General features: G+C 62.7%; 23 protein-coding genes. 13 read left to right on the plus strand and 10 right to left on the minus strand.

Features of this window, described 5'->3' with window-relative positions; translation table 11 throughout:
* Positions 1-4 precede the first annotated feature (4 nt).
* Both ACP2YO_RS30365 and ACP2YO_RS30370 read right to left on the minus strand, forming a co-directional pair.
* Positions 5-853, minus strand: coding sequence for an IclR family transcriptional regulator (locus ACP2YO_RS30365; protein WP_426443352.1), 849 nt, complete (start codon positions 851-853; stop codon positions 5-7).
* Between the two features lie 111 nt (positions 854-964).
* On the minus strand, positions 965-3,094 hold the full coding sequence (locus ACP2YO_RS30370) for an acetate--CoA ligase family protein (protein ID WP_426434816.1): 2,130 nt from the start codon (positions 3,092-3,094) through the stop codon (positions 965-967).
* A gap of 214 nt (positions 3,095-3,308) precedes the next feature.
* On the opposite strand from ACP2YO_RS30370, the gene ACP2YO_RS30375 reads away from it, so the two are divergent.
* The 3 genes from ACP2YO_RS30375 (at position 3,309) to frc (ending at position 7,155) form a co-directional block, all read left to right on the plus strand.
* The gene (locus ACP2YO_RS30375; RefSeq protein ID WP_426434817.1) at positions 3,309-4,004 is read left to right on the plus strand and encodes a GntR family transcriptional regulator; all 696 of its coding nucleotides are present in this window, start codon (positions 3,309-3,311) and stop codon (positions 4,002-4,004) included.
* 75 nt (positions 4,005-4,079) lie between these two features.
* Positions 4,080-5,813, plus strand: a complete 1,734-nt coding sequence (oxc, locus tag ACP2YO_RS30380) for an oxalyl-CoA decarboxylase (RefSeq protein WP_426434818.1) — start codon at positions 4,080-4,082, stop codon at positions 5,811-5,813.
* 64 nt (positions 5,814-5,877) lie between these two features.
* The gene (frc, locus tag ACP2YO_RS30385; RefSeq protein WP_426434819.1) at positions 5,878-7,155 is read left to right on the plus strand and encodes a formyl-CoA transferase; all 1,278 of its coding nucleotides are present in this window, start codon (positions 5,878-5,880) and stop codon (positions 7,153-7,155) included.
* A 121-nt stretch (positions 7,156-7,276) separates the two neighbouring features.
* On the opposite strand, the gene ACP2YO_RS30390 is transcribed toward frc, so the two are convergent.
* From ACP2YO_RS30390 to ACP2YO_RS30400, 3 genes are all read right to left on the minus strand, one after another.
* Positions 7,277-7,840, minus strand: coding sequence for a hypothetical protein (locus ACP2YO_RS30390; protein ID WP_426434820.1), 564 nt, complete (start codon positions 7,838-7,840; stop codon positions 7,277-7,279).
* A gap of 235 nt (positions 7,841-8,075) precedes the next feature.
* Complete coding sequence (locus tag ACP2YO_RS30395; RefSeq protein WP_426434821.1) at positions 8,076-9,263, minus strand: hypothetical protein; 1,188 nt, start codon at positions 9,261-9,263, stop codon at positions 8,076-8,078.
* 200 nt (positions 9,264-9,463) lie between these two features.
* A complete protein-coding gene (locus tag ACP2YO_RS30400) occupies positions 9,464-10,330 on the minus strand; it encodes a LysR family transcriptional regulator (protein ID WP_426434822.1) in 867 nt (288 codons plus the stop codon).
* Between the two features lie 96 nt (positions 10,331-10,426).
* Here ACP2YO_RS30400 and ACP2YO_RS30405 point away from each other — a divergent pair, with 96 nt between their 5' ends.
* Together ACP2YO_RS30405 and ACP2YO_RS30410 are read left to right on the plus strand one after the other, a co-directional pair.
* Positions 10,427-10,825 carry a tautomerase family protein gene (locus ACP2YO_RS30405; protein WP_426434823.1) on the plus strand — a complete coding sequence of 133 codons (399 nt, stop codon included), beginning with the start codon at positions 10,427-10,429 and terminating at the stop codon, positions 10,823-10,825.
* 3 nt (positions 10,826-10,828) lie between these two features.
* Positions 10,829-11,152 carry a hypothetical protein gene (locus ACP2YO_RS30410; protein WP_426434824.1) on the plus strand — a complete coding sequence of 108 codons (324 nt, stop codon included), beginning with the start codon at positions 10,829-10,831 and terminating at the stop codon, positions 11,150-11,152.
* A 15-nt stretch (positions 11,153-11,167) separates the two neighbouring features.
* Here ACP2YO_RS30410 and ACP2YO_RS30415 read toward each other — a convergent pair whose 3' ends face one another.
* The 3 genes from ACP2YO_RS30415 to ACP2YO_RS30425 all read right to left on the minus strand — a co-directional run bounded on the left by ACP2YO_RS30415 (position 11,168) and on the right by ACP2YO_RS30425 (position 13,727).
* Complete coding sequence (locus ACP2YO_RS30415; RefSeq protein ID WP_426434825.1) at positions 11,168-11,695, minus strand: TetR family transcriptional regulator; 528 nt, start codon at positions 11,693-11,695, stop codon at positions 11,168-11,170.
* 197 nt (positions 11,696-11,892) lie between these two features.
* The gene (locus tag ACP2YO_RS30420; protein ID WP_426434826.1) at positions 11,893-13,038 is read right to left on the minus strand and encodes a DSD1 family PLP-dependent enzyme; all 1,146 of its coding nucleotides are present in this window, start codon (positions 13,036-13,038) and stop codon (positions 11,893-11,895) included.
* Complete coding sequence (locus ACP2YO_RS30425; protein ID WP_426434827.1) at positions 13,035-13,727, minus strand: VC0807 family protein; 693 nt, start codon at positions 13,725-13,727, stop codon at positions 13,035-13,037. The genes ACP2YO_RS30420 and ACP2YO_RS30425 overlap by 4 nt, the downstream gene beginning before the upstream one ends.
* A gap of 283 nt (positions 13,728-14,010) precedes the next feature.
* On the opposite strand from ACP2YO_RS30425, the gene ACP2YO_RS30430 reads away from it, so the two are divergent.
* From ACP2YO_RS30430 to ACP2YO_RS30460, 7 genes are all read left to right on the plus strand, one after another.
* Complete coding sequence (locus ACP2YO_RS30430; RefSeq protein ID WP_426434828.1) at positions 14,011-14,151, plus strand: hypothetical protein; 141 nt, start codon at positions 14,011-14,013, stop codon at positions 14,149-14,151.
* Positions 14,152-14,507: 356 nt separating this feature from the next.
* Entirely contained in the window at positions 14,508-15,797 is a 1,290-nt protein-coding gene (oxlT, locus tag ACP2YO_RS30435) for an oxalate/formate MFS antiporter (RefSeq protein WP_426434829.1), read from the plus strand.
* A 229-nt stretch (positions 15,798-16,026) separates the two neighbouring features.
* Positions 16,027-17,391, plus strand: coding sequence for an oxalate/formate MFS antiporter (gene oxlT, locus ACP2YO_RS30440; protein WP_426434830.1), 1,365 nt, complete (start codon positions 16,027-16,029; stop codon positions 17,389-17,391).
* A 256-nt stretch (positions 17,392-17,647) separates the two neighbouring features.
* Positions 17,648-18,079: a CBS domain-containing protein gene (locus ACP2YO_RS30445; protein ID WP_426434831.1), complete on the plus strand. Its 432-nt coding sequence runs from the start codon at positions 17,648-17,650 to the stop codon at positions 18,077-18,079.
* 153 nt (positions 18,080-18,232) lie between these two features.
* A complete protein-coding gene (locus tag ACP2YO_RS30450) occupies positions 18,233-19,321 on the plus strand; it encodes a ketopantoate reductase family protein (RefSeq protein WP_426434832.1) in 1,089 nt (362 codons plus the stop codon).
* Positions 19,322-19,475: 154 nt separating this feature from the next.
* On the plus strand, positions 19,476-20,471 hold the full coding sequence (locus ACP2YO_RS30455) for an NAD(P)H-dependent flavin oxidoreductase (RefSeq protein ID WP_426434833.1): 996 nt from the start codon (positions 19,476-19,478) through the stop codon (positions 20,469-20,471).
* 123 nt (positions 20,472-20,594) lie between these two features.
* Positions 20,595-21,563, plus strand: coding sequence for a zinc-binding dehydrogenase (locus ACP2YO_RS30460; protein WP_426434834.1), 969 nt, complete (start codon positions 20,595-20,597; stop codon positions 21,561-21,563).
* Positions 21,564-21,818: 255 nt separating this feature from the next.
* Here the strand turns inward: ACP2YO_RS30460 and ACP2YO_RS30465 are convergent, their stop codons facing one another.
* Both ACP2YO_RS30465 and ACP2YO_RS30470 read right to left on the minus strand, forming a co-directional pair.
* Positions 21,819-22,046, minus strand: a complete 228-nt coding sequence (locus ACP2YO_RS30465) for a hypothetical protein (RefSeq protein ID WP_426434835.1) — start codon at positions 22,044-22,046, stop codon at positions 21,819-21,821.
* Between the two features lie 86 nt (positions 22,047-22,132).
* Positions 22,133-22,753, minus strand: coding sequence for a TetR/AcrR family transcriptional regulator (locus ACP2YO_RS30470; protein ID WP_426434836.1), 621 nt, complete (start codon positions 22,751-22,753; stop codon positions 22,133-22,135).
* Positions 22,754-22,770: 17 nt separating this feature from the next.
* On the opposite strand from ACP2YO_RS30470, the gene ACP2YO_RS30475 reads away from it, so the two are divergent.
* On the plus strand, positions 22,771-23,256 hold the full coding sequence (locus ACP2YO_RS30475) for a DUF4440 domain-containing protein (RefSeq protein ID WP_426434837.1): 486 nt from the start codon (positions 22,771-22,773) through the stop codon (positions 23,254-23,256).
* Positions 23,257-23,271 lie beyond the last annotated feature (15 nt).

Consider the following 23,271-nt stretch of genomic DNA (forward strand, 5'->3'; position numbering starts at 1 on the left):
CCGCTCAGCCGCGGTTGATGCCCGGCATCACGCCGCCCAGCGCGGCCGTCAGTTCCGCGGCGATCTCGCGCACGGTCTGTCCCAGCATCGGCAGGCGATCGTCAGTCAGGCGGCTGGTCATGCCCGAGACGGAAATCGCTGCGAGCGGTTCGGCGCAATCGTTGTAGACGACGGCGGCGATGCAGCGCAGGCCCATGCAGGCCTCCTCGTCATCGATGGCGTAACCCTGGCGGCGGATGTTTTCTAGCTGCCTGAACAAATCGCTCGGACGAACGATCGACTTCTCGGTCAGGCGCGGCATGCCGTGATGCTGGATGATGGCGCCAACGGCCTCATCGGAATAGGTCGCCAGCACCGCCTTGCCGACGCCCGACCCCACCATCGCGGCGCGGCCGCCGACCTTGGTCAGCGAACGCATGATCTCGCGGCTTTCCATCCGGGTCAGCACGATGATGAACTCGTCGTCGACCACGGCAAGATTCGCAGTCTCGCGCGTGAGATCGCGCAGCTTGCGCAGATAAGGCACCGCCTGCGCCGAGAAGTTGCGGCGGCGGGCGAAGGTCGCACCCACGGAGAAGGCGCGGGCACCGACATGCCATTTCAAATCGGCGCGATTGAACTGGACGAAACGGCGGCTTTCCAAGGTCGCCAGCAGCCGATGCACGGTCGAGGTCGACAGCCCGGTGCGGACCGCGAGGTCGCTGAGGCGATAGCCCTGGTCGTCTTCGGCCAGCGTCTCGATGATCGAGAGCGCGCGATCGACCGACTGCACGCCGCCATCGCGGGGCTCGGCGTCATGCTCTGCGCTGGATTTCGGCTCGACGGCCCTGCGCCGGATCACGTTCTTCCTCATCGCGACCTGCATATCATCCTCCGTCAGACGATCGGCGCCCCAACCCCAAACTTTCCCGCATGGTGAAAAATGCCGCTCCGGAACCCGTCCGAAGCGGCATGCTGTTGATAATCAGAGCAGGCCTGCGCCGCGAGCCCATTTGTACTTGGCGCCCAGCACCTCGACCGGCAGCTCGGTCGAATAGGCATAGGCCGGGATGCCGTTCTGGTAGAGATATTCGGCGGCCTCCTCGACCTCGACGTCGCCGGCGAGCGAGGCGACCATCGGCTTCACCAGGCCCTTGGCCTCCATCTCCTTCTTCACCTCGACCATGTTGCGCGCGAACACCATCGGCGGGGTGACGATCGTATGCCAGTAGCCCAGGATCAGCGCGTGGATGCGCTCATCCGACAGGCCGAGCTTCACGGTGTTGACATAGGTGATCGGCGGCTCGCCGCCAGTGATGTCCACGGGGTTTCCGGCCGCGCCGAACGGCGGGATGAATTTTCGGAACGCCGCATCGAGATCCGGCGGCATCGCCATCAGCGACATCCCGTTGTCGACGACGGAGTCCGACAGCAGCACGCCGGAGCCGCCGGCACCGGTGATGATCAGGATGTTCTCGCCCTTCGGCGTCGGAAGCACCGGCACGCCGCGGGCGAATTCGAGCAGTTGACGCAAGGACCGGGCGCGGATCACGCCGGATTGCTTGAAGACGTCCTCGTAGATCTTGTCATTGCCGGCGAGCGCGCCGGTGTGCGACGAGGCCGCCTTGGCGCCAGCCGAGGTGCGGCCGGCCTTGAGCACGACCACCGGCTTCTTCCTGGAAACGCGCTTGGCGGCTTCGGCGAACGCACGGCCGTCCTTCAGGTCTTCGCAATGCTGCGCGATCAGATTGGTGTTGGGGTCCTGCTCGAAGAAGGCGAGCAGATCGTCCTCGTCGATATCGGACTTGTTGCCGAGGCCGACGATCGCCGACACACCCATTTTCGCCGAGCGCGAGAAGCCGATGATGGCCATGCCGATGCCGCCCGACTGTGACGACAGCGCCGCGTGGCCCTTGACGTCGTAAGCGGTACAAAAGGTGGCGCAGAGATTGGCCGGCGTATAATAGAAGCCGTAGATGTTCGGTCCCATCAGGCGGACGTTGTATTTCTTGCCGATCTCGACGATCTCGGCCTGCAACTCGGGCGCGCCGGCTTCCGCAAAGCCCGATGGAATCAGCACCGCACCCGGGATTTTCTTCTCGCCGCATTCGACCAGCGCACCGGCGACGAATTTCGCGGGGATCGCGAACACCGCGGTGTCGATCACACCCGGTACGTCCTTGACGCTCTTGTAGGCCTTGTAGCCGAGAATTTCCGCAGCCTTCGGATGGATCGGATAGATCTCGCCCTTGTAGCCGCCGTTGATGAGGTTCTTCATCACGGAGTTGCCGATCTTGCCATCCTCGGCGGACGCGCCGATCACCGCAACGCCTTGCGGCTGCATGATGCGGCTCATCGCGGCGACGATTTCCTCGGTCGGGCGCGGCGCCGCACGCGGCTTGTAGTTGAAGTCGACGACGATGCGGACGTCGGCCGCGATCGCGTCGGCTTTGGTTGCGAACACCGGGTTGAGGTCGAGTTCGACAATCTCGGGGAAATCGCTGACAAGCTGCGACACCTTGACGATGACGTCGGCCAGCGCCTCGCGATTGACGGGGTCGCCGCCGCGCACACCCATCAGCATCTCATGCGCCTGGATGCCGTCGAGCATCGACAGCGCATCCTGTCTGGTCGCGGGCGCCAGGCGGAAGGTGATGTCCTTCAGGATTTCGACCAGCACGCCGCCGAGGCCGAAGGCAACCAGCTTGCCGAACGAGCCGTCGGTGATGGAGCCGATGATGACCTCGGTGCCGCCCCCCAGCATCTGCTGCACCTGGATGCCCTCGATCTTGGCATCGGCCTTGTACTTCCTGGCGTTGGCCAGGATCGTTTCGTAGCTTTTCTCGGCTTCGGCAGCGCTCTTGACGCCGACCACGACGCCGCCCGCCTCGGTCTTGTGGAGAATGTCCGGCGAAACGATCTTCATCACGACAGGAAAACCCATGTCGGAGGCGATGCGGGCGGCCTCGGTCGCCGACTTGGCGACGCCCTCCTTCGGCACCGGAATGCCGTAGGCATCGCACACCAGCTTGCCTTCGGGCGCGGTCAGGCTCGTGCGCTTGTCGGCCTTGACCGCATCGAGAACCTTGCGAACCGCATCTTTTGAATTTGACATTGGCTTCCTCCCGGGACACATTAATGGCATTTGGTATGCCACAGGAGGAATTGTCAAGCCGGGCGAGTGCTCAAAAACGCCGAAAACTAGGGCACCTTGACATTCTGGTATTTGGCATGCCAAAAACTAACATAGTTTCTTCTGCTAAGAAGACGTCTCCAAGAGGAGGAGACGAGTCGTGCCCGAACCAAAACAGACCAAGGCGTCGCCTAACATGGCTGAGACAGATATCGCCATCGTCCGGATCGCGCCGGAGACGAGCTTCAAGAACAAGGCCTATGAGGCCTTGAAGGAAGCTATCCTGAAGATGGACATCTACGCGACGCCCGAGCAAGTCATGCTCGACGAGCGCGCATTGTCCGAGCGCCTCGGCGTCAGCCGCACGCCGATCCGCGAGGCCATCGCGATGCTGGAGCAGGACGGTTTCGTCAAGACCGTTCCGCGCCGCGGCATCATCGTGGTCCGCCGCACCAAGACCGAGATCGTCGACATGATCCGCGCCTGGGCCGCGCTCGAGAGCATGGCCGCGCGCCTGATCACAGCCACCGCACGCAAGAAGGACATCACGGCGCTGCGCGACTTCTTCAAGGCCTTCAGCAACGATCGCCTGCCGCAGGATCATGTCGAGGAATATTCCAAGGCCAATATCGCCTTCCACCAGGCGCTGATCTCGCTGTCGGAATCGCCGGTGCTGGTCGATCTGACCAACGACCTGCTGCTGCATGTGCGCGGCTATCGCCAGCTCACGATCGGGCGCAAGGACCGCACCGCAACCTCGCTGCCCGAGCACCTCGGAATCATCGAGGCGCTGGAGGCGCGCGACACCGAACTCGCCGAAAAACGCGCGCGCGATCACACGCTTGGCCTTGCCGCCTATGTCGAGGCGCACGGCCAAGAGCTGTTCACATAGAGAACTCGTTTAACCCGCTCTAACCAGACGACGATCAGATCGTCCGAACCAAGAACGATCAGGGAGACAAAGCCGATGCTGAATACCGCTGCAAAGTCCGAGGCACCGGACACCGAGCAAGAACTCACTGACGGCTTTCATCTCGTCATCGACGCGCTCAAGCTCAACGGCATCAACACCATCTATGGTGTGCCGGGTATCCCGATCACGGATCTGGGCCGCATGGCCCAGGCGGCCGGCATCCGCGTGCTGTCGTTCCGCCACGAGCAGAACGCCGGTTACGCCGCCTCCATCGCGGGCTTCCTGACCAAGCGGCCCGGTGTCTGCCTCACGGTGTCGGCACCCGGCTTCCTCAACGGTCTTACCGCGCTTGCTCACGCCACCACCAACTGCTTCCCGATGATCCTGATCTCGGGCTCCTCCGAGCGCGAGGTCGTCGACCTGCAGCAAGGCGACTATGAGGAGATGGATCAGCTCGCCGTTGCAAAACCGCTGTGCAAGGCGGCGTTCCGCGTGCTGCACGCCCAGGACATCGGCATCGGGCTCGCGCGCGCCATCCGCGCCGCGGTGTCCGGCCGGCCGGGCGGCGTCTATCTCGATCTCCCCGCAAAACTGTTCGGCCAGGTGATGAACGCCGACGCCGGTGAGAAGTCGCTGGTCAAGGTGATCGACGCCGCTCCGGCGCAGATCCCTGCCCCGTCGGCGGTCAAGCGCGCACTCGACGTCCTGAAGGCGGCAAAACGCCCGCTGATCATCCTCGGCAAGGGCGCGGCTTACGCGCAGGCCGATGATGACATCAAGACCCTGGTCGAGAAGAGCGGCGTGCCGTTCCTGCCCATGAGCATGGCCAAGGGCCTGTTGCCCGACTTGCATCCGCAATGCGCCGGCGCGGCGCGCTCGACCGTGCTGAAGGACGCCGATGTCGTGATGCTGATCGGCGCCCGGCTCAACTGGCTGCTGTCGCACGGCAAGGGCAAGAGCTGGGGCGAAGCCCCGAAGAAATTCATCCAGGTCGATATCGAGCCGAAGGAAATGGATTCCAACGTCGAGATCGTGGCCCCCGTGGTCGGCGATATCGGCTCCTGCGTCTCCGCCTTCCTGGACGCGATGGGCCCGAACTGGCAGGCCGCGCCGGCCGACTGGCTCGCCACCATCGCCAAGAAGCGTGATGACAACGTCGCCAAGATGGCGCCGAAGCTGATGAGCAACGCCTCTCCGATGGACTACCACGGCGCGCTCGGCGCGCTGCGCGCCATCATCACCGAGCGCCCGGACACCATCTTCGTCAACGAGGGCGCCAACACGCTCGACCTCGCCCGCGGCGTGATCGACATGCACAAGCCGCGCAAGCGGCTCGATGTCGGCACCTGGGGCGTGATGGGCATCGGCATGGGCTATTCAATCGCGGCCGCGATCGAGACCGGCCACCCGGTGCTCGCGGTCGAAGGCGACAGCGCGTTCGGCTTCTCCGGCATGGAGGTCGAGACCATCTGCCGCTACCAGCTACCGATCTGCGTCGTGATCTTCAACAATGACGGCATCTATCGCGGCACCGACGTCAACAATGTGAGCGCGGATCCCGCGACCACCGTGTTCGTCAAGGGCTCGCGCTACGACAAGATGATGGAAGCCTTCGGCGGCGTCGGCGTCAACGCCACCTCCCCCGACGAGCTGAAGCGCGCGGTCAATGCTGCGCTGGATTCCGGCAAGCCGACGCTGATCAACGCGGTGATCGACCCGGCCGCCGGCTCGGAGAGCGGCCGTATCGGCAACCTCAATCCGCAGAGCGTCCTGCAAAAGAAGAAGTAAGCAAACCCCTTCAACCCATCACTCCCTGCGGGTGCAGGGGCATACAGAGTACGGAGCAGACGATATGACCAAGGCGCTCAAGGGCGTTCGCATTCTCGATTTCACCCACGTCCAGTCGGGTCCGACCTGCACGCAATTGCTGGCCTGGTTCGGCGCCGACGTGATCAAGGTCGAGCGTCCCGGCGTCGGCGACATCACGCGCGGCCAGTTGCAGGACATCCCGAACGTGGACAGCCTGTATTTCACCATGCTGAACCACAACAAGCGCTCGATCACGCTCGACACCAAGAATCCGAAGGGCAAGGAAGTCCTCACCGCGCTGATCAAGAGCTGCGACGTGCTGGTGGAGAATTTCGGCCCCGGCGTGCTCGACCGCATGGGCTTCCCCTGGGAGAAGATCCACGCCCTCAACCCGAAGATGATCGTCGCCTCGATCAAGGGTTTCGGCCCCGGCCCGTATGAGGATTGCAAGGTCTATGAGAACGTCGCGCAGTGCACCGGCGGCGCCGCCTCCACCACCGGCTTCCGCGACGGCCTGCCGCTCGTCACCGGCGCGCAGATCGGCGACAGCGGCACTGGCTTGCATCTGGCGCTCGGCATCGTCACCGCGCTCTATCAGCGCACCCATTCCGGCAAGGGCCAGAAGGTCACCGCGGCGATGCAGGACGGCGTGCTCAACCTCGCGCGCGTCAAGCTGCGCGACCAGCAGCGGCTCGCCCATGGTCCGCTGAAGGAATACAGCCAGTTCGGCGAGGGCATTGCGTTCGGCGATGCCGTGCCGCGCGCCGGCAACGATTCCGGCGGCGGCCAGCCCGGCCGCATCCTGAAGTGCAAGGGCTGGGAGCAGGATCCCAATGCCTACATCTACTTCATCACCCAGGCGCCGGTCTGGGAGAAGATCTGCGACGTGATCGGCGAGCCCTCCTGGAAGACCGATCCGAACTACGCCAAGCCGCCGGCCCGCCTGCCGCGCCTGAACGAGATTTTTGCCCGCATCGAACAGTGGACGATGACGAAGACAAAATTCGAGGCGATGGAGATCCTCAACAAGGACGACATCCCCTGCGGCCCGATCCTGTCGATGAAGGAGCTGGCGGAGGACCAGTCGCTGCGCGCGACCGGCACCGTGGTCGAGGTCGATCACCCGACCCGCGGCAAGTACATCTCGGTCGGCAACCCGATCAAGCTGTCGGACTCCCCGAGCGAGGTGAGCCGCTCGCCGCTGCTCGGCGAGCACACCGACGAGATCCTGCGCCAGGTGCTAGGCTTCAGCGATCACCAGGTCGCCGAGATCCACGATTCCGGCGCGCTTGATCCGCCGCGCAAGCAGGCGGCGGAGTAAGGGGCTCCATCCACGTGCAAAGGCCGTCGGCTCCCGGCGGCCTTTTTCATGCGTGGTGGTCGGCGTCGCAAGGAGCAACGCCGACGACGCGAGACCATCAGCTTTCGCCGTTTCCGGACGATCAAGCCAGGGTGGGAACGGCAGAGATGTAGAAGACCTCGAGGTTTCCTGGCGTCCATGACGGCTGGGTCCCCCGAGCATAGAACTGGCAGTTGACGATGCCAGCTCCATTGCCCTGCCGCGACTGGACCCCGGCAGCGTTCATCCGCAAATAGGCATTCGGATTGCTGACGGAGCGGATCGCGACGACGGGGCTGTTCGGTACTGCCACGAACTGGAAAACCTCATCGTTTCCGGGCGCAACCTGCGGCTCGGTGCCCCGAGCGTAGAACTGGCAGTTGACCGTTCCACTTCCGGCACCGTTGAACTCGGTAACGGCTGAGCCGTCGATGCGCAGATACGCATTTGCCGAAACGGTCGATCTGAGCGCGAAAGCCGTGTCGGTGACTGGAACGAACAAGAAAACCTCATCATTACCAGGCGCCGTGACCGGCTCGCTTCCCGGTCCATAGAACTGACAGTTGACGGTGCCGCTTCCGGCCCCGTTGAAGCTGGTCACCTTGGAGGTGTCCATGCGCAGGAATGCGAAGAAGTTGCTTGCGGAACGAATCCAGATGTTTGTCATGACGCTGTTCTCCTCGGAGTGTGTTTCTCCTGTTGCGAACTGGTGAGCCGCGAACGTGTCGTGGCGCCAGCGGTTGTCGCGAGAGGTCGCCAGGCGATCCCGCTTGCCTCAAACACTAATGCACGCCAAGCGTGTGTTGCCGTGATCCAGATCACAACGACACGCACAAGAAAATGTGTTCGCTGTTCCGTGTCGAACGGCCATCGTGCGGCCTTCGGACACTCCCGAAGAAGTCTCAGGGCACGACCTGGACTCTTGGTGTTGCGATGATGTCCTTTGCCGCCTTGTTCGCGTTGAGCAGCAGCTCGAGGATCGCAAGAACCTGAAGGGAATTATCACAGGGCTCCTCGAAATTGGATCGGCAGCCTCTGTCTGACAACGCGCAGGTACGACCGCCATAGCTCGTCGCAACCACGGGCCTTCCAGCCGGAGCGTTCACCTGGAACAGAACTTCACCGCTGTCGCACCGCCGGTTGGCCGCATCGAGCGTGAGGCAGCGGTTATTTCCCTTTTCCTCCTGGAATCGCAAAAGCTGCCCAAGAAACTCGAGCATGTCATAGGTGGATCGAACCCAAAGCGAAGACGTCGCGCGCGACGGATGCGACACGATCACCTCGCTCTGGCTGCACGCTTCGGCTCCCGTCACGGATTGGTCGAACAATGGATACAGCCGATGGTTTCGCTCGTGGCAAATCGCGAGCAGCGGTGACGAGATCGAATACAGCTGCTTTCCGATCAGCTTGTATTTTGACGTATCCAGCTGTCTCAGATCGCCGAGGTTATCCTTCAGATTCCAATCCCCGGACAATTTTCCGCCGACCGGACTCAATACGACATAGACGTTGGCTTGGAGCTGCTGCGGCAACCCCTTCGTGGCGATCAGGCCGTCAATTTCGTGCAAATAGTCATAGACCCGATTGAGACACCCTCGTTCGGCATCGACCGGGCGCGAGCGGTCGCACGCAAAATTGTTGATGAAGCGCTCCCCGCAAGCATTCCGGTATTCGGAAAAGAACAGCAGCATCATAATTCGCGGATCGATGCCCTGATCGAACAGTGTCTTGATGATCCGGGGATCGATCTCGGACAACAGCCCCTTGGTAAAATCCTGCGTATCCAGCGTACCGACGTCGAAGCTCGGCGACGTTTGCACCCCGACGGCCGGCGAAACCGTCGAGGGCACCGTGGACCCCACCAGATTTGCGAAGGCTATGTTCGCCGCCCCCGCCGCGGTCAATTGGATCGAGCCGTGAATGTTGGAGAGATCGGCGAAGTGGATCGGAAGATTGTCCTTGGCGCGCAGGATGTTTTGGAGGAGCTGGGCGTCGCCGGCGGTCGCCTCGGTCTCCCGGTATTCGGTCGCGTGCGTATCAATGATCGGCGCGGCCGAACATCCACACAGGACAACGGCAATCAGCGCCATGACAGAAACAGCAACGACATCGGGCAGGACTCGTCGAAGCGCAGCGATGGTTGGGAGAGCAAGAGAACTCACTGTCCCAAATGCCGGGCAACACGAAATATGAAAAAGCCCCACGGACGCCCCCTGCGCCAGACGGGAACTTTAAATAGGGTTCATGACCGTCGCGTGAAGTACCTTGTTACCCTTGCCTTGGTAGCTGTTCACGCAAACTGCGCGACCAGGAGCCGCCTCACCTCGCCCACCAGTCCGGGTTCGTTCGGCTTCGGCGGCAGCAGGCTGAACTCGGCGTCGGGCATCTCGGGCAGTTCGTCCGATACGAAGCGCCGCGCCCCTGATGGTATGGCCGGCGCGTTGAGGCAGGTCACGCCGAGGCCGGCGGCGACGGCCATGTGGAGACCGGCCACGCCGGAGGCGGTCATCACGACGTCGAATTTGGCCCTGTGCCGGTTCAGCGCGCGAACGATCGCCTTCTGCAACGAACAGGTGTCGGGCAAGGTCACGAGCGGCCATCTTGCGGCCTTCGCGCGCTTGAAGGTGTCATGCGCGATCCACGACACCGGCTCGCGCGCGATTAGTATCCGGCCGTCGTCGGGTGCCTTGCGCCGGCCGTCGACCAGCCGCATCGAGATGCCGATATCGAATTCGTCCGGATCCTCCTCGATCAGCGCGCTCTTGCGCACCGAGACCTGCAGGCGCAGCCGCGGATAGCGCGCGCGGATCCGCGCCAGGATCTCGATGATCTGCACGGGGCGGAAATAGTCGGTCATGGCAAGCCGCAGCGTGCCCGCGATCTCGATGCCCTGCACGTCCTGATAGGCCAGTTCGGAGAGGCCGAGCAGCTGGCGGGCATGTTGCAGCAGCCGCTCACCGGCAGGGGTCGGATGCACGCCGGTCTTGCCGCGCACCAGCAGCGGACGGCCGCAAGCCTCCTCCAGCTTCTGCATCTGCTCGCTGAGTGCAGATTGCGAGCGGTGCACCCGGCGCGAGGCCGCGGTCAGGCTGCCGGTGTCGCAGACGACGACAAAGCCGTGCAGTAAATCGAGGTCGAGGCGCATGTGATGATCCATCAGCTATTCCGATGGATAGTACCACATCTTCCTGCTTTTCCGAAAGATATCGGCTGGCTAGCTTGGACCCATGCACCACAACGATTGGAGATAACAATGCCTGGAATCAAGTTGACCGTATCGGGAACCCCAGACGACGCGCTGAGCCGCCGCCTGGCGACCGAGATCACCAGCCTCACCTGCGCGACGCTGAAGAAGAAGCGCGAACTGACCATGGTTCAAATCCACTATCTGCCGCGCGAGCAGTGGTTCATCGATCAGCGTTCCCTCGTCGAGCACGGCAAGAACTCGTTCCGCCTCAAAGTGACCATCACCGAGGGAACCAACACGCGGGGCGACAAGATCGCCTACCACAAGCGGGCCTTCGGATTGCTGTCGGAACTGATCGGAAATCTGCACCCGCATTCCAACGTGCACATCATCGACTGCGGGGCGGTGTGCTATGGCTACGGCGGCCGCACTCAGGAAGATCGCTATAACCAACAGCCGGCGTGACGCATGATCGTCGAGATCGTGCGCTTCGATCTGCCGGCGGGCACAACGCGCGACGATGCCATGGCGCTTTACGACCAGAGTGCGCCGGGTTGGCTCGACAACCCGAACCTCGTCGAGAAGTACTATTTCTTCGACGCGCAGCGCTGCGAGGGCGGCGGCATCTACATCTGGCGGTCGCAGGCCGCCATCGACCGCTGGCACGGCGCTGACTATCGCGAGATGATCGCCTCGCGCTACGGCTCCGCGCCGCGGATCGAGACCTTCGAGGCCCTGCTGCATCTCGACCCGGCGCGCCGGCTGGCGACGAAGCTTAAAGTACCGGGCTAGCTCGTTGGGACCTAGCTAGTCGGCTTGGGCATGTTCGTCCTTTGCGATCAGACCGAGAAAATAGTGCAAGGCCTCGGTCGTTCGCTCATGATCGCCGGTGGTCAGGAAATCCTGCAGCAGCCCTGCGATCGATGCCCAGATCAACCTCGTCCGCCCTGGCGGGTCGGCCGAGGTCTGGCGAGACAGAGCTTCCGCGTTCCTGATCATATTCAGCCAGACCGACGTGCTCTCATTCCGCGCCTGAGTGGAAAAACGCAACTGGTCGTGCATCGCGAGGCCGTCGATCTCAAACAAAAGGCGGAAGTATTTCCGATTGGGCTCGGCAGTCGCCCAGCGCCAGAACCGCGCGAGCGCAGCGCCAAGGGACGGAGACGAGTCGGTTTGCGCCAACGCTTTCAGTTCCCCGGCGATACGGGCGCGCACCTGTGCCAAGGCTGCCGCCAGGAGATCTTCCTTGCTGCCGAAATGGTAAATCAGCAGCCGGGCACTGGTGCCGACACGTTCCGCCAGCGGTCTCAGCGACAGATCGGCGATCCCATCCACCAGAAGCACATCGACGATGGCCTCCAGCAGTTCCGTACGCCGATCACTGGTTGATTCACTGCTCATGTCTCTGCGCAGATCGTTCCTCGCTCGCTACATACTCGGCACGGCCGGTCAGGATGCGGTCTCCGGGCTCACTCGTTGACCTCAACGCTATGCGGTTCCGGACCCTACCATCGAGAACAGCGGGCCGCGAGCTAACGAGACCGCCCCCGCGCGGCGACCGGCCACATGGCGCATAAGGTGTCGGCTTCGACCACGTGGTAAGTGTCGTAAAGGTTGACGGTAGGATCGCAGTGCGGAACGCCGAAGGTGACAAGGCTCGCGAGTGGCAAGTTGGCGCCGCGCGGCAGCAACAGGGCTCCGTGCTCATCCCCCATGAAACGGTAGCCGGATCCCTCGGGTGCGCCGGCCAGCACAAATGGCTCGCCCGCGTCGGTCGAGAAAGCCTTGAAGCCGGCATCCACAGTGACCAGTCCGGGGCTGTTGGCGCTGACCACGCGCGCATCCACCATTAACGACGTCTCGAAAAGCGACGGTCCGCCGTTGCCTGCGAGGTCGCAGGCCAGGTATTCGCGATCCATGAATACGTAGGAACCAACCTGCAACTCGGTGAACAGGCCGAGTTCGGCATCGATGCGATGAGTCCCGGTGCCGCCGCCGGTGATCACCGGCGGACGCGCATCGGCCAAGGCGAGTGCGTCGATGATCTCGGCGATGAAGGCGTTGCGTTCGACGATCGCCTGCCGGCGTGCCGAGAAGCCTTCGATGTGTTGTTGGGCACCGCAGTAGCACTGGACACCGGCGAAGCGCAGGAATGGTTCGCGCCGGATCGCGTTCAGCAGCCGAAGGGCCGTCGCCGGGCTGCCGACGCCGGTGCGGCGAATGCCTGGATCGATATCGATCATCACTCCGAGCGGCCGCCCGGACGCCCGTGCCGCCTCGCCAAGCGCCTCGGCATTGGCCGGATGATCGACGACGCAGCTCAACTGCTCCGTACGCAGGTTCAGGGCGACCAACCGTTGCAGCGCCGGCGGCGGGACCACCGGCGAGGTGAGATGCAGACCACTGATAAGGCCATGCTCCGCCATCACCTCGGCCTCGCCGATCTTGGCGCAGCACAGCCCGACGGCACCCGCCTCGATCTGGAGCCGGGCGATGTGCGGGCTTTTGTGCGTCTTGACGTGAGGGCGCAGCGCCAGTCCGCAGGTGGCGGCGAATTCCGCCATGCGTGCGATGTTGGCCTTGAGGGCAGCGAGGTCGAGGATAAGAGCCGGCGTGTTCAGTGCCTGGCGAGAGCCGGGTCGACCGATCAGCAAGCGATGCAACTCTTCATCGGTCATGGCGCTACTCCGCTGCGGCTGATGAGTTCGACTTCTTCGGCAGGCCGCTGCTGCAGTCGCGACCGCCCATAAAGCATGGTCCAGGTCACCAACACGCCGTCACTGACAAGGTCCCAGAGCGGCGAGAGCAGCAGATAATCCTTGGTGGCGAAATGAGCGCCCAGAAGATAGGCCCCCGCTGCCTTGACCAGTAGTGCGAAGGTCCAGCCCAGCGTGAGCGTCTGGTAGGTCTTCAGCGGGGCCGGACGTGTCGCAGCGGCATCGAAAGCATCGCGCTTGGCCGGATCGTTGCCAGTCTGCAACTGGCGGGACATTTGCAGGACCAGTGGTTTGGTGGTGGCGAGCGAAGCCAGGAACAGCGCCGCCAGGAATACGTTCTCCGTCGAACGACCGATCAGCGCCTGTTGCTCGGAGTGGGCCAAAGCCAGGGCGGCCATGCGGACGACCGTGTTCTCCGCGGCGAACAACCCGAGAAAGTCGATCGCCCTAAGCTTGATGATGCCATAGGCGAGCCAGATAATCGGCGGCGTGCCCGAGAGGGCCAGCGGCGCCAGACTCATCGTAGCGAAATGCGGCGCAGCCATGCTGTAGATGACCGCGGGCGCGATCATGTTGATCACCACACTCTTGAGCAGCGCCTTGACGGCGACATGGGCGTGCCAGCCCGTAGCCGGTCGAACAGATTGCATGACGATCGCCTCCTGCTGGCTCGCAGCATTGGCGCGAGCCGTCTGTAACAGTCGTTACATGAAACGATCGTTACATACAAGGGCGATATGACCTTCGGTGGATTTGCGTCCTACGATGGTCCGAACCTAGCCATCCGGGACGCCAATCGGCCCGTTTTGTTGCATTGCGTCATGGTTTATGCTGCCATGCAAACAAATCCATTGTCCGTGGCATCTGGTATACATAATCTACCCCTAGACGATCAGCCGACCCGTTGCCGGCCTCCAGGAAAAGGGGACACACATGTCCAAGACCACTGCACTCGCGATCGCACCGTCCGCCACCACCCTGTTCGGCCGGCTGCTCGCCGCGATCGACCGCCTGCTGATGAAGAGCGCGGAGATCTCCAACCGCAACGGCGACCTGCCGCGCGTCGGCCTCTGAAACCGTTTGCGCGCGACGCGACCGGGATCGGTCGTCGTCGCGCTTTTGTTTCCCTGCTCGGGCATGATCTCCGCGCCAACGCGCGACACCGTTTTCCGGGTCATCGCTTATGTGTTGTGCGCGCGGCGACGCGGCTTTCGTTGCGAAACACAATCTGAAATTGAACCTTCGACCAATGGCTCCGGTTTTCCGGGGCCATTTTTTTCGCGTTGAACTAGGCTTGCAACGCGGCCGTCCAAGCTCTGCGGCATAATCGCACGCGGCCCCGCGCCGCGTTGAATGTTGGCATATCGGATACCAACGTACCCGCTGCGCGCCACAACCAGAATGACGATAAGCGCGCGTTGGGAGGAGCAATGTCGGATATGGTTCAGGCTACTACAGCCTCTACTGCCACCTGTGTCAGCGACACCTATCGCTGGACGCAGCTTGCGATCGGCGTAGCCGCCATGGTGATGATCGCAAACTATCAATACGGGTGGACGTTCTTCGTCCCCGACATTCAGAAAACATTCGGATGGGATCGCGCGTCGATCCAGTGGGCCTTCACCCTGTTCGTGCTGTTCGAGACCTGGCTGGTGCCGGTCGAAGGCTGGTTTGTCGACAAATACGGCCCGCGCCTCGTCGTGCTGATCGGCGGCATCCTCTGCGCCGTCGGCTGGGCGATCAACGCGCAGGCGACCACGCTGAACGGCTACTATCTCGGCATGATCGTCGCGGGCATCGGCGCCGGCGGCGTCTACGGCACCTGCGTCGGCAATGCGCTGAAATGGTTTCCCGACAAGCGCGGCCTCGCCGCCGGGATCACCGCCGCAGGTTTCGGCGCAGGCTCGGCGCTGACGGTCGCGCCGATCCAGGCGTTGATCAAGGACTCCGGCTTCCAGACCACCTTCCTCACGTTCGGTCTGGGCCAGGGCATCGTCATCGTGCTGCTCGCCTTCTTCCTGCTCGCGCCGAAGGCGGGACAGGTGCCGCAGGTGGCGCAGAACGCCAATCTGGTCCAGACCCGGCGCAACTATCAACCGGGCGAAGTGCTGCGGCAGCCTATTTTCTGGCTCATGTACTTGATGTTCGTGATCGTCGGCGCCGGCGGGCTGATGGTGACGGCGAACCTGAAACCGATCGCGGTCGACTGGAAGGTCGACAGCATTCCGGTCACGCTGGTCGGCATGACCATGACGGCGGTGACGTTTGCGGCAACGATCGACCGCATCCTCAACGGCCTGACACGTCCGTTCTTCGGCTGGATCTCCGACGTGATCGGCCGCGAGAACACGATGTTCATCGCCTTCGGCATGGAAGGTCTCGGCATCTGGGCGCTCTACATGCTCGGCCACGATCCGGTGTGGTTCGTGATCCTGTCCGGCTTCGTGTTCTTTGCCTGGGGCGAGATCTACTCGCTGTTCCCCTCGACCTGCACCGACACGTTCGGCGCGAAGTTTGCGACGACGAACGCGGGCCTGCTCTACACCGCGAAGGGCACCGCGGCGCTCTTGGTGCCGATCGCAAACTACATGCAGCAGTCGTCGGGCCATTGGGACAACGTGTTCATCATCGCTGCCGGCGCCAACATCGTGGCGTCCCTGCTCGCGATCATGGTGCTCAAGCCATGGCGCAAGGTCGTGGTGGCAAAATCGATGGCGTAGCAATCGCCAACCCGTCCTGACGACGAAGCGCCCGGCTCAATGCCGGGCGCTTTTGTTTTCCCGCATCGTGGGAAACCGCGTGCGCACGCCAACTATGCTGCAACGCAACCGAAAGTTGGGCCTTGCTTTCTGGAATAAAGTATACCAGCATCCCTACAACAGTTGTGACGTTAAGTCGCAACAATTGCGTCACTCGGTCACAAGAGCAGAACGCGTTCGGGAGGACTTGATGGTTTCCAGCAATACTGCCGTCACACAAGCACAACCTTCGTCGAGTGGCTTCCGCTGGCTCCAACTCGCGATGGGCATCGTCTGCATGGCGATGATCGCGAACCTGCAATATGGCTGGACGCTGTTCGTCGACCCGATCGACGGCGCGCATCACTGGGGCCGCCCGGCGATCCAGCTTGCTTTCACGATCTTCGTGGTGACCGAGACCTGGCTGGTGCCGGTTGAAGCCTGGTTCGTCGACAAATACGGTCCGCGCCTCGTCATCATGTTCGGCGGCATCATGATTGCGTTGGCCTGGGTGCTGAACTCCTACGCCGACTCCCTCACCGTGCTCTACCTCGCTGCCGTGGTCGGTGGCATGGGTGCGGGCGCCGTCTACGGCACCTGCGTCGGCAATGCGCTGAAATGGTTTCCCGATCGCCGCGGCCTAGCCGCCGGCGCCACTGCAGCCGGCTTCGGCGCCGGCGCCGCGCTGACCGTGGTGCCGATCGCCAGCATGATCGTCAGCAGCGGCTATCAGGCCGCGTTCTTCAATTTCGGCATCGCGCAGGGCCTGATCGTGTTCGTGCTCGCCTTCTTCATCCAGAAGCCCGACGTCTTGATGCCGCCGAAGAAGAAACAGCTCAATCTGCCGCAGACCAAGATCGACTTCACGCCGCCCCAGGTGCTGCGCAGCCCGATCTTCTGGGTCATGTACCTGGTGTTCGTGATGGTCGCCGCCGGCGGCCTGATGGCGGCCGCGCAGATCGCTCCGATCGCGCATGATTACAAGATCGCCAGCACGCCGGTCTCGCTCGCCGGCTTCCAGATGGCCGCGCTGACGTTTGCGATCTCGCTCGACCGCATCTTCGACGGCTTCGGGCGGCCGTTCTTCGGCTGGGTCTCCGACCAGATCGGCCGTGAGCACACCATGTTCATCGCGTTCGGCACCGGGGCGCTGATGCTGCTGACGCTCTCGACCTGGGGCCATATTCCGCTGGTGTTCGTGCTGTCGACCGCCGTCTATTTCGGCGTCTTCGGCGAGATCTACTCGCTGTTCCCCGCGACCTGCGGCGACACCTTCGGGTCGAAGTTCGCGACCACCAACAACGGCATGCTCTACACCGCGAAGGGCACGGCCTCGCTGCTGGTGCCGGCCGCCAGCATCGTTGCGGCCAGCTATGGCTGGCAGGCGGTGTTCGTGATCGCGGTCGCGCTCAATGCCACGGCGGCGCTGATGGCGCTGTTCGTGATCAAGCCGCTGCGGCGCGCCTTCATCCTCGGCAATGAGGCCGCCGCCGAAGCCGCGACTGCGGCGGGCGCCAAGCCGAACGCCAAGACCAGTGCCGAGACGAATACCAAGACAAACGCCAAGACGGCTTGACCGCAATCCTTCACGCTGCACCTAAGAGGCGCACTTCGGTGCGCCTCTTCTTTTTCGCTTAGCTCAGGCATACCAGATACAATAGAGGTTTTGGATAACACCTTCGGTGGTTTGCCTTGTCTCTGTGCAAGGCTGAAATGTCAGTAAACCTGCCTATTATAAGCGATTCTTTGTCGCGAATTTCGCTCCACGTCGTGTTGACAATTGGTATTATGTATACCACACTTGCGCGATCGATAACCCCAAGGAGGTCGCCATGCAAGTCGGAGATATCCTGCGCAAGAAAAACGCCCGCGTCGCAACGGTTCGCATGAACGAGACCGTGGCGATCGCAGCCCAACTAATGCGCGCCAGCAATATCAGCGCGCTCGTGGTCAAGGATGTTGTCCGCACTGAGGGCAACACCCCGGTCGGCATGTTCACCGAACGCGACGTGGTGCGCGCGATCGCCCAGCACGGCGCGGCCGGCGCCAACATGCGGGTCTCGCAATTCGTCGCCGTGCAGCAGCTGGTGTCGTGCAGCCCGATGGATACGCTCGAGCAGGTCCGTCATCTCATGAACAAGCACCACATCCGCCACGTCCCCGTGATCGACAATTACAGCCTGATCGGCGTCGTCAGCATGCGCGAGATCTCGACGGCGTTCGACGAGGAAGCCACCGGCACCACCAGGGTATTCGCTGCCTGACCGGCCGCTTCTGACACCACCGACAGCTCTGGAATTGCACTCCCAGGGAAGACGGCGTCACGCAGCAATATTCGGCTTAACTCCTGTCGCGAAGCAGGCGCTCGCGAGTGTGCGGAGTCGTGCGCGCCGGAAACATCACCTGTGGGAGGGCGCATGGCGCGTAATATTCTGATCCTGGGAGCTTCGTACGGCTCATTGCTGGCGACGAAGCTCTTGATGGCGGGTCACAACGCCACCCTGGTTTGCCGGCGGCAGACCGCAGAACTGATCAATCGCGACGGCACTCAAGTTCGTATCAAGCTGCGCGACGAGGCGACCCATCGGCCGATCTTCTCGTACGGCCTGCCCGGGATGCTGGACGCCGTCGAGCCCGCCGACGTCGATATTTCCCGCTACGATCTGGTTGGCCTTGCGATGCAGGAACCGCAATACGCCGACCATGCGATCCAGGCTCTGATGATCAAAATCGCCGAGGCAAAGCTGCCTTGTCTTTCGATCATGAACATGCCGCCTTTGCCCTATCTCAAACGAATCCCGGCGCTGGCGACGATGGACCTGGAGCAGGCCTACACCAATGCTGCGGTATGGGAGCGGTTCGAGCCGGGACTGGTGTCGCTCTGCTCCCCTGATCCGCAGGCCTTCCGTCCGCCGGAAGAGGCGGCGAACGTTCTTCATGTCGGGCTGCCGACAAACTTCAAGGCCGCGCCATTTGCGGACGCGAAACACAACCTGCTGCTTCAGGAGCTCGAAGCCGGCATCGATGCGGTGAAGGTGGATGGCCAGGATGTTCCGGTGAAGCTCAAGGTGTTCGATTCGATGTTCGTCCCTCTGGCCAAATGGTCGATGCTGCTGACGGGAAATTACCGCTGCATCACGCCGCGAGAGCCGCAATCGATCCGCGACGCGGTGCACGGCGATCTCAATCTCTCGCAGTCGATCTATGGCCATGTCGATGCCATCGCCCAGCGTCTGGGCGCCGATCCCGCCGATCAGGTACCTTTCGAGAAATACGCCAAAGCGGCGGAGAGCCTTCTCAAGCCGTCGTCGGCGGCCCGGGCGGTCGCCGGTGGCGCGCCTACCATCGAGCGCGTCGACCTGCTGGTGAAGCTGATTTCGCATCAGCTCGGCGTACCCAATGCCGAAATCGACCGGACCGTGCAGATCGTCAATCAGAAACTGAATCGGAGCATCGCAATGGACGTTTCAGGCGCGCCGGAAGGCGTTCCACTGGCCGTGACGTAGACTCTCGATTCCGATTGCCCCCTCGATTTCCGCATGGGCGCGCCGCCCCTGCAGGATAGACTTTTGCCGGGCCGAGCGGCATCCTTGCCTCGAACAACAACCGTGCGCGGCCCGTCCCGCGTCACGGAAAATTCGAGCGGGAACCGAGGGCAGAATGATCAAGACACGCTTCACCGAGATGTTCGGCGTCGACCATCCGATCGTACAAGGCGGCATGCAATGGGTCGGACGCGCCGAGCTGGTTGCGGCCGTCGCCAATGCCGGCGCGCTCGGCATGATCACGGCGCTGACCCAGCCGACGCCGGATGATCTGCGCAAGGAGATCGCGCGCTGCCGCGAGCTGACCGACAAGCCGTTCGGCGTGAATCTCACCATCCTGCCTGCGATCAAGCCGCCGCCTTACGCCGAATATCGCCAGGCGATCATCGAGAGCGGCATCAAGATCGTCGAGACCGCCGGCAACAAGCCGCAGGAGCATGTCGACGAGTTCAAGAAGAACGGTGTCAAGATCGTGCACAAATGCACCAGCGTCCGCCATGCGCTGTCGGCCGAGCGGATGGGCGTCGACGCGATCTCGATCGACGGCTTTGAATGCGCCGGTCACCCCGGCGAAGACGACACCCCCGGCCTGATCCTGATCCCGGCAGCCGCCGACAAGGTGAAGATCCCGATGATCGCCTCGGGCGGCTTCGGCGATGCCCGCGGCCTGGTCGCAGCGCTGGCGCTCGGCGCCGACGGCATCAACATGGGCACGCGCTTCATGTGCACCAAGGAAAGCCCGATCCACCAGCTCGTGAAAGAGCGCATCGTCGCCAATGACGAGCGCGAGACCGAATTGATTTTTCGCACCATGCGCAACACCTCGCGCGTCGCCAAAAATACGATCTCGACCAAGGTCGTCCAGATGGAGAAGGAAGGCGCCAAGTTCGAGGATGTCCGCGAACTCGTCGCCGGGGCCCGCGGCAAGATGGTCTACGCCACAGGCGATGCCGACGAAGGCATCTGGTCGGCCGGCCAGGTGCAGGGCCTGATCCACGACATTCCGTCCTGCGGCGAACTGATCTCGCGCATCATGCGTGAGGCGGAGGCAATCATCCGGGAGCGGCTGGAAGGCATGACATCCGGCGGCAAGCGCCAGGCTGCCGAATAGGCAGTGGTATATTCAGGGCAGCCGGCTCGCTGAAGCCGAACAATCTTCTGACGGGAGACATCGCGTCGAAGCCATCAACAAACGCCTGCACCAAGCACGCCCAATGAGAGTAAGGAACAACCGATGAAAGCCTATGTGTACGGAGCCAACGGTCCTGAAATCGCCGACGTCGCAAAGCCGCAGCCGAAGGGCGCGCAGGTGCTGGTGAAGGTCCATGCCTGCGGCCTGAACCGCGCCGATCTCGGCATGACCAAGGGTCATGTCCATGGCGCGGCCGGCGGCGTCGGCACTGTGCTCGGCATGGAATGGGCCGGCGAGGTTGCCGAGCTCGGGCCCGACGCCAAGGGCGTCAAGGTCGGCGACAAGATCATGGGCTCCGGCGGCGCGGCATTTGCCGAATACACGCTGGCCGATCACGGCCGGCTGTTCCGGGCGCCCTCGAACATGAACTTCGACGAGGCCGCGACGCTGCCCGTCGCGCTCGCCACCATGCACAACGCCGTCGTCACCAACGGCGCACTTCAGGCGGGGCAAACCGTGCTGGTCCAGGGCGCCAGCTCCGGCGTCGGATTGATGGCAATGCAGATTGCAAAGCTGAAGGGCGCAAAGCTGGTCGTGGGGTCGTCGACAGATGCGATGCGCCGCGGACGGCTGACGGAATTCGGCGCCGACCTCGCGGTCGACTCCTCCGATCCCGGCTGGGTCGATCAGGTGCTGAAGGCGACCGACGGCAAGGGCGTCGATTTGGTCGTCGACCAGGTCTCCGGCAAGGTCGCGAACCAGAATCTGGCGGCGACGAAAATCAAGGGCCGCATCGTCAATGTCGGTCGGCTCGGCGGCACCCATGCCGACTTCAATTTCGACCTGCACGCGGCGCGCCGCATCCAGTACATCGGCGTCACCTTCCGCACCCGCTCGATCGAGGAAATCCGCGAGATCTTCGACGAGGTCCGCAAGGACATCTGGCCGGCGGTGGAAGCGCGCAAGCTGCAACTGCCGATCGACCAGGTCTACAAATTCGACGACATCGGCGCGGCATTCGCGCACATGGAAGCCAACAAGCACCTCGGCAAGATCGTGGTGACGCTGTAGCCGGCAACCGAACTCGCGGAGTGGGCAATCGGTTCGACGCGGATTTGGTTCACCTCTCCCCGACGGGGAGAGGTCGATTTGCGCAGCAAATCGGGTGAGGGGCTGCTGCTCCAACGAGAGACCGTAACCCCTCACCCGGCGCAACGCGCCGACCTCTCCCAAGGGAGAGGTGAACTTCCGATGCTGCTCTGCTTAAACCTAATCTCATCACGATCTTGGCAAGGTCCCGCACCGCACGGCGCGTGAACCGAAGCTTCATTGCTCGAAGCGACGGAACGCGGCTTCGATCTCTGCGTCGGTTGCGAATTGGCGGCGCTTGGCCTGCGAGAGCCCTTCCTGCACGGTAGGAAGATGCACAGCATCAATTTCCTCAGGCTCTCCCTCGTCACCGCTCAGGGTCCGCATGGCAAGTACGATCTGGTCCTGACCGTGAGTTGGCAAGCGGCGCACCGCTTCAAGAGCTTTTTCGAGCAGCTTTGTCATCACCAAAAGATACGATCCGAGCGCCCAAAATAGAAGGGCGTTCGCTAAACATTTGATTTTGCGAGGCGAGAGACCTTGGCTTTTCCCTACGCGAAAGGAAGACTGGCCCGCGTCTCGCTCAGGATTTCCTTCGACAGTTTCTCATCGTCGACCAAACGGGCCAGCACTATCGCGCCGACCATGGCCGACCAGGCGGCTATCGCTGCGCGGCGTTTCTGCTTTGCGGTGTCGCCCTCCGCCTCGGCACTGAGATGATCGATCCGGCTGCGGACGCCCGCTGTCATTCTTTGCCGGAGATCGGCCGAGCCCCGCGCGGCTTCGGTTCCCAGACTTGAAAACAGGCAAGCGGTGGCGCGGTTGTCGCGGTGCTTGACGCTGAGATAGCCGTCGGCAAAGTCCGCCGCCGGGCGGCGCGGCCTGGCTTTATCCGGGGCCGGTGGCAGCGCCTGCCCGACCGCCTCTGCGACGAGCGCCTCCTTGGAGGGAAAGTACCCGTAAAACGCGCCGTGCGTCAGGCCCGCGTCCTTCATGACATCGGCCACGGTGACATCGTCGAAGCCTCGCTGCCGAAACAGGCTCGCGCCGGCGGCCAGGATCCGAGCACGATGCTCTTCGACCTGCTCCCTGCTCACTTTCATGTGTACGTCTCCGGTCCGCTTGACTTTATACATGACGTCTATCATGAATGTATTCATGATGTACATCATGAATAAGGGTTCGTGTGATGTCTCGCAAGGTTCCCACCGTCCTGACGATCGGCGCCGCGTTCCTCCTTGTCGTGTTGGCGATGGCGCCGGGCGGACGTGCATCCGCCGCTGCTGATGAAGCCGAGGCCCGCGCGTTCTTTGCCAAATTCGTCGCTGCGCAAAATGCCCACAACGTCAGCGACGTGAAGGCCATGCTGTGGAATTCGCATGACATGCTTTGGTACGGGCGTGGCGTCGAGACCAGAGGGCCCGATGCCGTCGCCGATCGCTTCAAGGAATACTATGAGGGCACCTGGCACCTCGAGCCCGACATGTCGCAATTTCGCGCCACCGTGATCTCAAACGACGTCATGCAGATTCTTGTCCCCATCGTCTTTACGCGAGGCCTTCCGGGCCAGCCATCGCAAGACAACAAGTTTCTGATCAGCCAGACGTTCGTTCACAATGCAACTGGCTGGCATGTCGCCGCCATCATGCCGATCGCAAATACGCAACTGAAATAGTTGCCCGTGGCGCAT

The organism is Bradyrhizobium genosp. P (genome assembly GCF_049949265.1).
Lineage (GTDB): Bacteria > Pseudomonadota > Alphaproteobacteria > Rhizobiales > Xanthobacteraceae > Bradyrhizobium.